This is a genomic window from Bacteroides sp. K03 (assembly GCF_019734355.1).
Classification (GTDB): domain Bacteria; phylum Bacteroidota; class Bacteroidia; order Bacteroidales; family Bacteroidaceae; genus Bacteroides; species Bacteroides nordii.
In genome coordinates this window covers 119,148-131,968 of the sequence record NZ_JAASHC010000005.1, presented here as the reverse complement: position 1 = coordinate 131,968, position 12,821 = coordinate 119,148, and the positions used below count along the sequence as shown (strand labels likewise).

General features: G+C 41.7%; 12 protein-coding genes. All 12 read left to right on the top strand.

Annotation, left to right across the window (positions count from 1 at the left end):
- Window positions 1-84: 84 nt before the first annotated feature.
- The 12 genes from HCG69_RS06045 to HCG69_RS05990 all read left to right on the top strand — a co-directional run bounded on the left by HCG69_RS06045 (window position 85) and on the right by HCG69_RS05990 (window position 12,749).
- Window positions 85-1,026 (top strand): phosphoribosylaminoimidazolesuccinocarboxamide synthase, encoded by a 942-nt coding sequence (locus HCG69_RS06045; RefSeq protein ID WP_025866533.1) that lies wholly within the window; start codon window positions 85-87, stop codon window positions 1,024-1,026.
- Window positions 1,027-1,137: 111 nt separating this feature from the next.
- Window positions 1,138-1,875, top strand: a complete 738-nt coding sequence (gene ubiE, locus HCG69_RS06040; protein WP_221649300.1) for a bifunctional demethylmenaquinone methyltransferase/2-methoxy-6-polyprenyl-1,4-benzoquinol methylase UbiE — start codon at window positions 1,138-1,140, stop codon at window positions 1,873-1,875.
- Window positions 1,876-1,960: 85 nt separating this feature from the next.
- Window positions 1,961-2,704: a shikimate dehydrogenase gene (locus HCG69_RS06035; RefSeq protein WP_002559399.1), complete on the top strand. Its 744-nt coding sequence runs from the start codon at window positions 1,961-1,963 to the stop codon at window positions 2,702-2,704.
- A gap of 7 nt (window positions 2,705-2,711) precedes the next feature.
- Window positions 2,712-3,674, top strand: a complete 963-nt coding sequence (locus HCG69_RS06030) for an alpha/beta hydrolase (protein WP_221649299.1) — start codon at window positions 2,712-2,714, stop codon at window positions 3,672-3,674.
- A gap of 42 nt (window positions 3,675-3,716) precedes the next feature.
- The gene (locus tag HCG69_RS06025) at window positions 3,717-4,637 is read left to right on the top strand and encodes a YgcG family protein (protein WP_221649298.1); all 921 of its coding nucleotides are present in this window, start codon (window positions 3,717-3,719) and stop codon (window positions 4,635-4,637) included.
- Window positions 4,638-4,709: 72 nt separating this feature from the next.
- Window positions 4,710-5,291, top strand: coding sequence for a LemA family protein (locus HCG69_RS06020; RefSeq protein WP_221649297.1), 582 nt, complete (start codon window positions 4,710-4,712; stop codon window positions 5,289-5,291).
- Between the two features lie 310 nt (window positions 5,292-5,601).
- Window positions 5,602-6,768 carry an AIR synthase-related protein gene (locus tag HCG69_RS06015; protein WP_221649296.1) on the top strand — a complete coding sequence of 389 codons (1,167 nt, stop codon included), beginning with the start codon at window positions 5,602-5,604 and terminating at the stop codon, window positions 6,766-6,768.
- A 129-nt stretch (window positions 6,769-6,897) separates the two neighbouring features.
- Window positions 6,898-8,010 carry a peptide chain release factor 1 gene (gene prfA, locus HCG69_RS06010; protein ID WP_221649295.1) on the top strand — a complete coding sequence of 371 codons (1,113 nt, stop codon included), beginning with the start codon at window positions 6,898-6,900 and terminating at the stop codon, window positions 8,008-8,010.
- A gap of 106 nt (window positions 8,011-8,116) precedes the next feature.
- Entirely contained in the window at window positions 8,117-8,950 is an 834-nt protein-coding gene (gene pyrF / locus HCG69_RS06005) for an orotidine-5'-phosphate decarboxylase (RefSeq protein WP_221649294.1), read from the top strand.
- Window positions 8,947-10,176: an HD domain-containing protein gene (locus tag HCG69_RS06000; protein ID WP_221649293.1), complete on the top strand. Its 1,230-nt coding sequence runs from the start codon at window positions 8,947-8,949 to the stop codon at window positions 10,174-10,176. Before pyrF ends, HCG69_RS06000 begins: the two co-directional genes overlap by 4 nt.
- A 140-nt stretch (window positions 10,177-10,316) precedes the next feature.
- Window positions 10,317-11,360 (top strand): UDP-3-O-(3-hydroxymyristoyl)glucosamine N-acyltransferase, encoded by a 1,044-nt coding sequence (lpxD, locus tag HCG69_RS05995; RefSeq protein ID WP_221649292.1) that lies wholly within the window; start codon window positions 10,317-10,319, stop codon window positions 11,358-11,360.
- Between the two features lie 3 nt (window positions 11,361-11,363).
- Window positions 11,364-12,749 (top strand): bifunctional UDP-3-O-[3-hydroxymyristoyl] N-acetylglucosamine deacetylase/3-hydroxyacyl-ACP dehydratase, encoded by a 1,386-nt coding sequence (locus HCG69_RS05990; protein WP_221649291.1) that lies wholly within the window; start codon window positions 11,364-11,366, stop codon window positions 12,747-12,749.
- Window positions 12,750-12,821 lie beyond the last annotated feature (72 nt).

Below are 12,821 nucleotides of genomic sequence, written 5' to 3'. Positions count from 1 at the left end.
CGTAAATAGTGAATCGTCAACATACCTATAGTTATAATAAAATGATGGTCATGACCGTAGGGAATAAATTGTAAATTAGATAAGATGAAAGCATTAACTAAAACTGAATTCAACTTTCCGGGACAGAAAAGCGTGTATCACGGAAAAGTACGTGATGTTTATAACATCAACGGTGAAAAACTTGTGATGGTAGCTACCGACCGTATTTCGGCCTTTGATGTAGTGCTGCCTGAAGGTATTCCTTACAAAGGGCAAATGCTGAACCAGATTGCTGCCAAATTCCTTGATGCAACAACTGACATCTGCCCGAACTGGAAACTTGCTACTCCTGACCCAATGGTTACGGTAGGTGTACTTTGCGAAGGTTTTCCTGTTGAAATGATTGTACGTGGTTATCTTTGTGGTAGTGCATGGCGTACTTACAAAAGTGGTGTACGCGAAATCTGTGGAGTAAAACTTCCGGATGGAATGCGCGAAAATGAAAAATTCCCGGAACCAATCGTAACTCCTACTACCAAAGCAGAAATGGGATTGCACGACGAGGATATCTCCAAAGAAGAAATCCTGAAACAAGGTCTGGCTACCCCTGAAGAATACGAAATCCTTGAAAAATATACACTGGCACTCTTCAAACGCGGAACAGAAATCGCAGCTGAACGTGGGTTAATACTCGTTGATACGAAGTATGAATTTGGTAAACACAACGGTACTATCTACCTGATGGATGAAATCCACACTCCCGATTCAAGCCGTTATTTCTACTCAGAAGGTTACCAGGAGCGTTTTGAAAAAGGTGAAGCACAAAAACAACTCTCTAAAGAATTCGTACGCGAATGGTTAATGGAGAACGGATTCCAGGGTAAAGACGGACAAAAAGTACCGGAAATGACACCGGAAATCGTACAAAGCATTAGTGACCGCTATATCGAACTTTTCGAAAACATCACCGGAGAAAAATTTGTTAAGGAAGATACGAGCAATATAACAGAACGTATATTTAAGAATGTTTCTACGTTCTTAAAATAGTTGAAAATCGAAAGTTGAAAGTTGAAAATTAGCTGCGCTATTATACTGCATAGCAACTTCCAATTCTCAACTTTCAACTTTCAATTTTTAACTTTCAATTTTCAATTAAATATGAATTACCCCCAGGAACAAATCAAGCCTTACGCCACAGATGGCAAAAAAAGTGAACAGGTAGAACAAATGTTCGACAACATCGCTCCTGCGTATGACATGCTTAATCATACCCTCTCACTGGGCATCGACAAAAGCTGGCGACGTAAAGCGATCAACTGGTTACGTCCTTTCCACCCGCAGCGTATCATGGATGTAGCTACCGGTACTGGTGACTTTGCTATCCTCTCCTGCCGTATGCTCCAGCCCAGGCAGCTTATCGGAACGGATATCTCTGAAGGTATGATGAATGTGGGGCGTGAAAAGGTAAAAAAGGAAGGTCTCGCAGATAAAATATCTTTTGCCCGTGAAGACTGTACCTCCCTCTCGTTCGCTGATAACAGTTTTGACGCTATCACTGTAGCCTTTGGCATTCGTAATTTTGAGGATCTGGATAAAGGACTTTCCGAAATGTGCCGTGTACTCACTCCCGGAGGACACTTGGTGATACTGGAGTTAACAACCCCTGACCGTTTCCCAATGAAACAACTATTTGCTATTTACTCCAAAATTGTCATCCCTGTTTTAGGCAAATTATTTTCTAAAGACAACAGTGCTTACCACTACCTGCCACAAACCATCAAAGTTTTCCCGCAAGGCGAAATCATGACGGACATTATATCGAAAGCAGGATTTAGTCAGGTACAGTTTCGGCGACTGACATTCGGCATCTGTACACTTTATACAGCAACCAAATAATATACCAATGCGCTACTACAAATAACAAAAAAAGATGTGGCACACAGTAATTGACACATTGGCATATTAAATAATTATTAATTCTATGCAAAAGTACGGTTTAATTGGTTATCCGTTGAAACATTCGTTCTCTATCGGATATTTCAACGAAAAGTTCCGCTCAGAAGGGGTTGATGCTGAGTATGTGAATTTCGAAATCCCCAGTATTAATGACTTCATGGAAGTCATTGAAGAAAACCCTAATCTATCAGGATTAAACGTAACAATTCCCTACAAAGAACAAGTGATTCCGTTTCTGGATTCTTTGGATCCGGACACTGCCAAAATCGGTGCAGTAAACGTTATCAAAATAATCCGCCAGCCCAAAGGTAAAGTTAAGTTGGTTGGCTATAACTCCGATATTATTGGTTTTACACAGTCTATACAACCGTTATTACTTCCTTCACACAAGAAAGCTTTGCTTCTGGGTACAGGTGGTGCATCCAAAGCTGTATTTCACGGACTAAAAAATCTGGGTATTGAAAGTGTATTCGTTTCGCGTACACACAAACCGGGTATGTTGACTTATGAAGAGCTAACCCCTGAAGTTATGGCCGAATATACAGTTATCGTTAACTGTACTCCTGTAGGCATGTATCCCAAAGTTGATTTTTGTCCCAACATTCCTTACGAATATCTCACACCAAACCATTTACTCTACGATTTGTTATATAATCCAAACGTTACGCTTTTCATGAAAAAAGGAGAAGAGCGGGGCGCTATTACAAAAAACGGATTAGAAATGCTCCTTCTGCAAGCATTTGCAGCCTGGGAGATATGGCATAAGTAATTATTATATGAGGAAGGAAACAAAAAAGAACTGGATAATAGGTGCAATTATTTTTTTGCTGGTGCTTACTGGTTGTACTGTCGGTGGAAGTTATTATATGCTTAACTTCTCATTAACCCCCAATGCAAAGATACGCGCCAAAGATGCCGATTCATACGAGTACATGTACTCTAACTACCCCTTCCTGCGCCCCTGGGTGGACAGTCTTAACAAGGTAAATGCCCTGAGAGATACATTCATCCTAAATCCCGAAGGGATACGGTTACATGCATATTATATTGCAGCTCCCAAACCAACAAAGAAAACAGCTGTTATTGTACATGGCTATACCGATAATGCCATACGTATGTTTATGATTGGTTATCTGTATAATCATGACCTGCAATTTAACACTCTTCTGCCGGACTTACAACATCAGGGCGAGAGCAGTGGTCCTGCCATACAGATGGGCTGGAAAGACCGGCTCGATGTAATGCAATGGATGCACGTAGCTAATCATATTTATGGCGATAGTACACAAATGGTAGTTCATGGCATTTCAATGGGTGGTGCCACCACTATGATGGTGGCCGGAGAAGAACAACCGGAGTTCGTACGATGCTTTGTCGAGGATTGTGGCTATACCAGCGTATGGGATGAATTTTCACACGAATTGAAATCATCATTCCACCTGCCCAAATTCCCTTTGATGTACACTACAAGCTGGCTTTGCGAACAAAAATACGGATGGAACTTTAAAGAAGCATCTTCACTGAAACAAGTAGAAAAAGCAGAACTTCCCATGTTCTTTATACACGGTGATAAAGATACTTATGTACCCACATGGATGGTTTATCCTCTTTATGAAGCAAAAGCGGATCCAAAAGAGCTTTGGATCGTCCCGGGAGCTACACATGCTGTCTCTTATAAAGAGAACAAAACAGAATACACGAACCGGGTAAAAAACTTCGTTGACAAATATATCGAATAAAAGAGAATAGTAGCTATATTTGTGGCAATAATAAAGACCATTATGAAGCAAATACTCACTTTTATACTTCTTACGCTGTTCTATCTGCCCTTGCAAGCACAAGAAAAGATATACACAGTAGACAACATCCCCAAAGTACATTTACAGAATAAATTTCAATATGTATGCAATCCTGCCGGTATCTTGTCACAAGCCGCATGTGACAGTATTGATCGTATGCTTTACAATCTGGAAGAAACGACAGGTATAGAGACGGTAGTTGCCGTAGTACCTTCCATCGGTTCGGAAGATTGTTTTGAGTTCGCTCACCAACTACTCAATAAATGGGGAGTCGGGAAAAAAGAAAAGAATAACGGATTGGTTATTCTCTTAGTGACCGACCAACGTTGCATACAATTCTATACTGGTTATGGGCTGGAAGGCGATTTGCCGGATGCAATCTGCAAACGAATACAAACGAAATCAATGATTCCTTATCTGAAAGTAGAGAACTGGAACGAAGGGATGGTGAATGGTGTACGCGCTGTGTGCCAACGCCTTGATGGTTCAATGGAAAATGAGAATACCTCCGACGAAAATGAGATTTCCGGACTGGCAATCCTATTGGCAATCATAGGTTTCATCGGAGTAGCATCCGTCATCAGTATACTGGCCATAAGAGCAAGTACCCGTTGTCCTCAGTGCGGGAAACATAAATTACAACGTACAGGCAGTACACTGATATCCAGACGCAATGGAGTAAAAGTAGAAGATGTAATATATACCTGCCGTAACTGCGGGTACACAGTGGTACGCCGTCAGCAGTCATACGACAATGACTATCACGGAGGAGGCAGAGGTGGCGGAGGTCCGTTCATCGGCGGTTTCGGAGGCGGTAGTTTCAGTGGCGGTGGAGGCGGTTTCAGTGGAGGCAGCTTCGGTGGTGGAATGGGTGGCGGCGGCGGAGCCGGCTCACGTTTTTAATACTTTGTGTTCCCCTATAGAGAGCAAGAGATAGAAATAAAAAATGAAAATACAATAATAACAAAGAAAAAAATGAAGAAATCAATTATCATTATCATTGCAGTAGTGGCAGTTATCGTTATATGGGCTGTCAGTATGTACAACGGATTGGTTACAATGGACGAGAACGTAAATAGCCAGTGGGCAAATGTAGAAACACAGTATCAACGCCGTGCCGACCTCATCCCCAACCTGGTAAACACTGTAAAAGGATACGCTTCGCACGAGAAAGAAACACTTGAAGGTGTAGTAGAAGCACGTAGTAAAGCTACTCAGATGCAGGTCAATGCAAGTGATCTTACTCCCGAAAAATTAGCAGCATATCAGAAAGCACAGGGAGCAGTAACTTCAGCATTAGGCAAATTACTTGCTATTACAGAAAACTATCCTGATTTGAAAGCCAATCAAAACTTTCTTGAACTTCAGGCCCAACTGGAAGGCACTGAAAATCGCATCAATGTAGCACGTACTAATTTCAACAATGCAGCACAGGCATATAATACAGCTATCCGCCGTTTCCCAAAAAGCTTGTTTGCAGGTATGTTTGGTTTCGATAAACATGTTTATTTTGAAGCAGCCGAAGGTACTGAAGCAGCTCCGGAAGTGAAATTTTGAATTAAAAAGAGTTAGTTGCTGAAAGAACGGGAAGCTATAGAGTAGCTTTATTAAGTCAGACAGCAATTCGATTAAAACGCAGATTAACGCCAATTATCGCAGATTGAAAGTTTATCTTTTTGCGAGAATCAGCGTTAATCTGCGTTTTATTGTAATCTCTTATTTCTACCTGCTAACACCCCAAAAACGACCTGTTAAATATGACTTGTGTTCCGGTTAACTGATTAACTGGTCAACTTGTTAACTTATTAACTTGTCCGTACAAAAAAAAAGCCGTACTTTTGCCGCCGTATACAAAATCCTATAACTCATGAGTAATCAACGATACATGATGCGGGGCGTTAGCGCATCAAAAGAAGATGTGCACAATGCCATCAAAAACATTGACAAAGGTATCTTTCCTCAGGCATTCTGTAAAATTATTCCTGATATCCTGGGAGGAGACCCGGAGTATTGTAACATTATGCATGCCGACGGTGCCGGAACGAAATCTTCTCTGGCTTATATGTACTGGAAAGAGACAGGTGATCTCTCCGTATGGAAAGGCATTGCACAGGACGCACTGATTATGAATATCGACGACCTACTTTGTGTAGGAGCTGTTGATAATATTCTCGTATCATCTACCATCGGACGTAATAAACTTCTCATTCCCGGAGAAGTTATTTCTGCAATCATCAACGGTACAGATGAGTTACTTGCCGAGCTCCGTGAAATGGGGGTAGGTGTATATGCAACAGGTGGTGAAACCGCCGATGTGGGTGATCTTGTACGTACTATCATTGTAGACAGTACTGTCACCTGCCGCATGAAACGTTCCGATGTTATTGATAATGCCAATATCCGTCCGGGTGATGTAATTGTAGGCCTCGCCTCTTACGGACAGGCTACTTACGAAAAAGAATATAACGGGGGTATGGGTAGCAATGGATTGACCAGTGCCCGCCATGATGTGTTCTCCAAATACCTGGCAGAAAAATATCCTGAGAGTTATGATGCAGGTGTTCCCGAAGAGCTTGTTTATTCAGGTGGACTGAAGCTGACAGACGAAGTGGCAGGTTCTCCTGTTAATGCCGGAAAGTTAGTTCTTTCTCCCACCCGCACATATGCTCCGGTTGTGAAAAAGTTGTTGGATGCTTTACGTCCCGATATCCATGGTATGGTACATTGTTCGGGTGGTGCACAAACCAAAGTGCTGCACTTTGTTGATCAGGTACGTGTAATAAAAGACAATCTATTCCCTGTTCCTCCCCTGTTTAAGACTATCCAGGAACAAAGCGGAACAGACTGGGCAGAGATGTATAAAGTATTCAACATGGGTCATCGCCTTGAAGTATATATCTCTTCCGAACATGCCGCAGAGGTGATTGCCATCAGCGAATCGTTCGGTATCCCGGCACAGATTGTAGGACGTATTGAAGAGAGTGATAAAAAAGAATTGATAATAAAGAGTGAATTCGGAGAATTCAGATATTAAATAATGTGCCAATTAAGTAATGTGCCAATTAATAATGGTATTCAATGTATCCATCCGCAGTATATCGTTATAACGCAGCCAATTGGCATATTAGCACATTATTGAATTAGCACATTATTCCCTATTCTTATGATAGATAACAATAACATATTAGAGAAACTAGACGGCCTCGTAGCCCGTTTTGAGGAAGTATCTACCCTCATCACCGACCCGGCAGTGATTGCCGATCAGAAGCGTTATGTAAAACTAACCAAAGAATATAAAGAACTTGACGACCTGATGAAGGCCCGCAAGGAATATATACAGACCCTGGCCAATATCGACGAAGCCAAAGATATACTTTCTAATGAATCGGATGCTGAAATGCGTGAAATGGCTAAAGAAGAGCTGGATAAGAGTCAGGAGCGTCTGCCCGAATTGGAGGAGGAAATCAAACTATTGCTTGTACCTGCCGATCCGCAAGACAGTAAGAATGCCATTCTTGAGATTCGTGGCGGTACGGGTGGTGATGAAGCTGCAATTTTCGCAGGTGATCTTTTCCGTATGTATGCCAAGTTCTGTGAAACTAAGGGTTGGAAATTAGAAGTATCCAGTGCCAATGAAGGAGCTGCAGGTGGATATAAAGAAATTATTTGTAGCATTACGGGAGATAATGTATACGGAACTATGAAATACGAGTCCGGTGTACATCGGGTACAACGTGTACCTGCTACCGAAACACAAGGACGTGTACATACCTCTGCTGCTTCTGTAGCTGTACTTCCCGAAGCCGAAGAGTTTGATGTTGTTATCAACGAAGGAGAAATTAAATGGGACACTTTCCGTTCCGGTGGTGCCGGTGGTCAGAATGTAAATAAGGTCGAATCCGGTGTTCGCTTGCGTTATATCTGGAAAAATCCAAATACAGGCGTGGCCGAAGAGATACTTATTGAATGTACTGAAACCCGTGACCAACCCAAAAACAAAGAACGTGCCCTTGCCCGTCTGCGCACATTTATCTATGATAAAGAGCACCAAAAGTATGTTGACGACATTGCCTCCAAACGTAAGACAATGGTTTCTACAGGTGACCGTTCTGCCAAAATCCGTACTTACAACTATCCGCAAGGCCGCATTACCGATCACCGTATCAACTATACCATCTATAATCTGGCTGCTTTCATGGACGGAGATATCCAGGAGTGCATCGATAAATTGACGGTAGCAGAGAATACAGAACGACTTAAAGAAAGCGAACTTTAGCAAATAGTGAGTAGCGATTAGTGAGTAGTGATAAGTGGCTGCGCTATTACACTGCATAGCACTAATCACTACTCACTAATCATTAACCCTTAATCCCCATTTCAAAATGAACAAATTAGAATTATTTGAGAACATTAAACGTAAGAAATCATTCCTCTGCGTTGGTCTCGACACAGATATCAAGAAAATACCTGAACATCTTCTCAAAGAAGAAGATCCTATCTTCGCTTTTAATAAAGCAATAATTGACGCAACTGCCGACCTGTGTATTGCTTACAAACCCAATTTAGCTTTCTATGAGAGCATGGGTGTAAAAGGTTGGATTGCCTTTGAGAAAACAGTAAAATACATCAAAGAAAATTATCCGGACCAATTCATCATTGCAGATGCAAAACGTGGTGATATCGGTAATACATCTGCTATGTATGCCCGTACATTTTTTGAAGAACTGAACATAGACTCTGTCACAGTAGCCCCATATATGGGTGAAGATAGCGTAACACCATTTCTCACTTACGAAGGCAAATGGGTAATCCTTCTCGCTCTTACCAGTAACAAGGGTTCACATGACTTTCAGCTGACAGAAGATCCCAATGGTGAGCGTCTCTTCGAAAAAGTGCTGCGTAAATCACAAGAATGGGCCAATGACGAACAAATGATGTATGTAGTAGGTGCTACTCAAGGACGTGCTTTTGAAGACATTCGCAAAATCGTTCCCAACCACTTCCTGCTTGTACCAGGCGTAGGAGCACAAGGCGGTTCACTCGAAGAAGTATGTAAATATGGTATGAACAGTAGCTGCGGGCTAATCGTAAATTCTTCCCGTGGTATTATCTATGTAGATAAAACAGAAAAATTTGCAGAAGCCGCAAGAAAAGCAGCACAGGAAGTACAAATGCAAATGGAAAAAGAGCTGAAAAGAGTGATCACTCCCTTATGACTTACGAAAGAAAGATAATAAACGATCCTGTATTTGGATTTATCAACATACCGAAGGGGCTTCTGTACGATATCGTACGGCATCCCCTTTTACAACGTTTAACCCGTATTAAACAGGTAGGTTTGTCGTCCGTGGTATATCCCGGAGCACAGCATACTCGCTTCCAACATTCATTAGGTGCTTTCCATCTGATGAGCGAAGCTATCATGCAGCTTGCTTCTAAAGGAAACTTTATCTTTGACAGTGAAGCGGAAGCTGTACAAGCAGCTATCCTGTTACACGATATCGGTCATGGTCCTTTCTCACATGTACTCGAAGACACCATCGTGAAGGATGTGTCTCACGAAGAGATTTCCCTCATGCTTATGGAACGCATGAACAAGGAAATGAACGGACAACTCAGCCTTGCCATCCAGATATTCAAAGACGAATATCCCAAACGTTTCCTTCACCAACTTGTCAGTGGACAACTCGATATGGACCGTCTGGACTATCTGCGTCGTGACAGTTTCTATACCGGCGTCACAGAAGGGAATATCGGTTCAGCCCGTATCATCAAGATGCTTGATGTGGCCGATGACCACCTCGTTGTTGAATCCAAAGGCATCTACTCGATCGAAAACTTTCTTACAGCCCGTCGTTTGATGTACTGGCAAGTATATCTGCATAAAACCTCAGTTGCCTATGAGCGGATGCTTATCAGTACCTTATTGCGTGCTAAGGAACTTGCCAGCCAGGGAGTAGAGTTATTCGCCTCACCAGCGTTTCATTTCTTTTTGTACAACAATATCAGTCCCGATACATTTCGTAATGATCCTGAATGTCTGGAGAATTTTATCCAGTTGGACGACAATGACATCTGGACCTCTCTTAAAGTATGGAGTAATCATCCAGATAAAGTGCTCTCCACACTTAGCCTTGGAATGATCAACCGCAATATTTTCAAAGTTGAAATTTCTCCTGACCCCATTAGCGAAGAACGAAAAAAAGAATTAACTTTGCAAATAAGCCAGCAACTAGACATCTCACTTTCCGAAGCGAACTATTTTGTTTCTACCCCCAGCATCGAAAAGAATATGTACGAACCGGCAGATGACAGTATTGATATCATTTATAAGGACGGCACTATCAAAAATATAGCCGAAGCATCGGATATGTTGAATATCTCATTGCTCTCCAAAAAGGTAAAGAAATACTATATCTGCTACCATCGTTTGCATAAGTAGGTATAAAATATTCATTAAAGAGTAAGGAAATATAAAAAAAAAGTCCGTTATTTGTGCTCTGATAGAGATATACGTGCAAATGTAGCCTCTATTTGATATATTAAAAACGGAAAAAAATCATATAATAATAGAGTAAAGACATGGAGTTCTCGGCTAAGCAAATTGCAGCATTTATCCAAGGTGAAATTATAGGAGATGAAAACGCAACCGTACATACGTTCGCTAAAATAGAAGAAGGAATACCCGGAGCGATTTCATTTCTGTCCAATCCGAAATATACATCTTATATATATGAGACACAATCCAGTATTGTACTGGTGAACAAAGATTTTGAACCGGAACATGATATAAAGACCACACTAATCAAAGTGGATAACGCCTATGAAAGTCTTGCTAAATTGCTCAATCTCTATGAAATGAGTAAACCAAAGAAGCATGGTATTGATTCACTGGCATTTGTTTCTCCAAGTGCCCATATCGGCGAAAATGTATATATCGGAGCATTTGCCTACATTGGCGAGAATGCCATTATCGGAGACAATACCTTAATCTATCCACATACTTATATAGGTGATGGTGTGAAAATAGGCACCAATTGTACCCTTTATTCGAATGTAAATGTATACCATGATTGCCATATCGGTAACGAATGTGTTCTGCATTCCGGTGCGGTTATTGGTGCAGATGGTTTCGGTTTCGCCCCCACCCCGCAAGGGTATGAAAAAATCCCTCAGATCGGAATTGTAATCCTTGAAGACAAAGTAGATATAGGTGCCAATACCTGTGTAGATCGCGCCACAATGGGAGCTACCGTAATACATAGCGGTGTTAAGCTGGACAATCTGATACAAGTAGCTCATAATGACGAAATAGGTTCTCACACTGTAATGGCAGCTCAAGTGGGCATTGCCGGATCCACAAAGATAGGAGAATGGTGTATGTTTGGCGGACAAGTAGGTATCGCAGGACACATCAAGATAGGTGACAAAGTGAACCTTGGCGCACAATCGGGTGTACCGGGAGATATCAAAGCCGGTAGCCTGCTGATAGGTACTCCTCCTGTAGAACCAAAGCAGTACTTCAAGTCATTCATCATACAAAAAAAATTGCCAGAACTGCAGAAAGAAGTAAATAGTCTGCGTAAAGAGCTTGACGAACTAAAACAACAACTATTAAATAAGTAACCAATGCTGAAACAAAAAACTCTGAAAGATAGCTTTTCACTGAGAGGAAAAGGTCTTCACACTGGTCTTGACCTGACTGTAACGTTTAATCCTGCCCCCGATAATCACGGGTATAAAATACAACGTATTGATTTAGAAGGACATCCCACCATCGACGCTGTAGCAGACAACGTAACAGAAACAACCCGGGGTACTGTATTGTCTAAGAATGGAGTAAAAGTAAGCACCGTTGAACATGGAATGGCAGCACTCTACGCCTTAGGCATCGACAACTGCCTCATTCAGGTAAATGGTCCGGAGTTCCCTATTCTGGACGGTAGTGCACAATATTACGTACAAGAAATTGAAAGAGTCGGAACAGAAGAACAAAGTGCTGTAAAAGACTTTTATATCATTAAATCAAAAATTGAATTCCGTGATGAAGAAACCGGCTCATCCATTATTGTATTGCCAGACGAAAACTTCAGTCTGAATGTACTGGTTTCTTATGATTCCACTATCATTCCTAATCAGTTTGCTACACTGGAAGACATGGCCAAGTTCAAAGACGAAGTAGCTGCCAGCCGTACTTTCGTATTTGTTCGCGAAATCGAACCGCTTCTCTCGGCCGGACTAATTAAAGGTGGTGACCTGGACAATGCTATCGTTATTTACGAACGTAAGATGTCACAGGAAAACTATGATAAACTGGCAGACGTAATGGGAGTTCCCCACATGGATGCCGAACAACTGGGATACATTAATCACAAACCATTGGTATGGGCTAATGAATGTGCCCGTCACAAACTCTTGGATGTTATTGGTGATCTTGCCCTCATCGGCAAACCTATTAAAGGCCGTATCATAGCTACCCGTCCGGGACATACCATCAACAATAAGTTCGCCCGCCAGATGCGTAAAGAAATTCGCTTGCACGAAATACAGGCCCCCATATACAATTGTGACGAAGAACCGATCATGGACGTAAATCGTATCCGCGAACTACTTCCTCATCGTTATCCGTTCCAGTTAGTAGATAAGGTTATCGAGATCGGCGCTAACTATATCGTAGGTATCAAGAACGTCACTTCCAACGAACCATTTTTTCAAGGCCACTTCCCCGAAGAACCTGTAATGCCGGGTGTTCTTCAGATAGAAGCAATGGCGCAAATTGGCGGTCTGCTTGTGCTCAACTCTGTAGACGAACCGAACCGTTACTCTACCTATTTCATGAAAATAGATGGCGTGAAATTCCGTCAGAAAGTAGTACCCGGTGATACCCTTATCTTCCGTGTAGAATTACTTGCTCCTATTCGTCGTGGTATCTCTACAATGAAGGGGTACGCATTTGTGGGTGAAAAAGTAGTATGCGAAGCGGAATTTATGGCTCAAATAGTAAAAAACAAATAATTACTGAATTGAAACCAGGAGTTGAAATACTATTTGTTTCAACTCTCAACTTTCAACTCTCAACTCTCAACT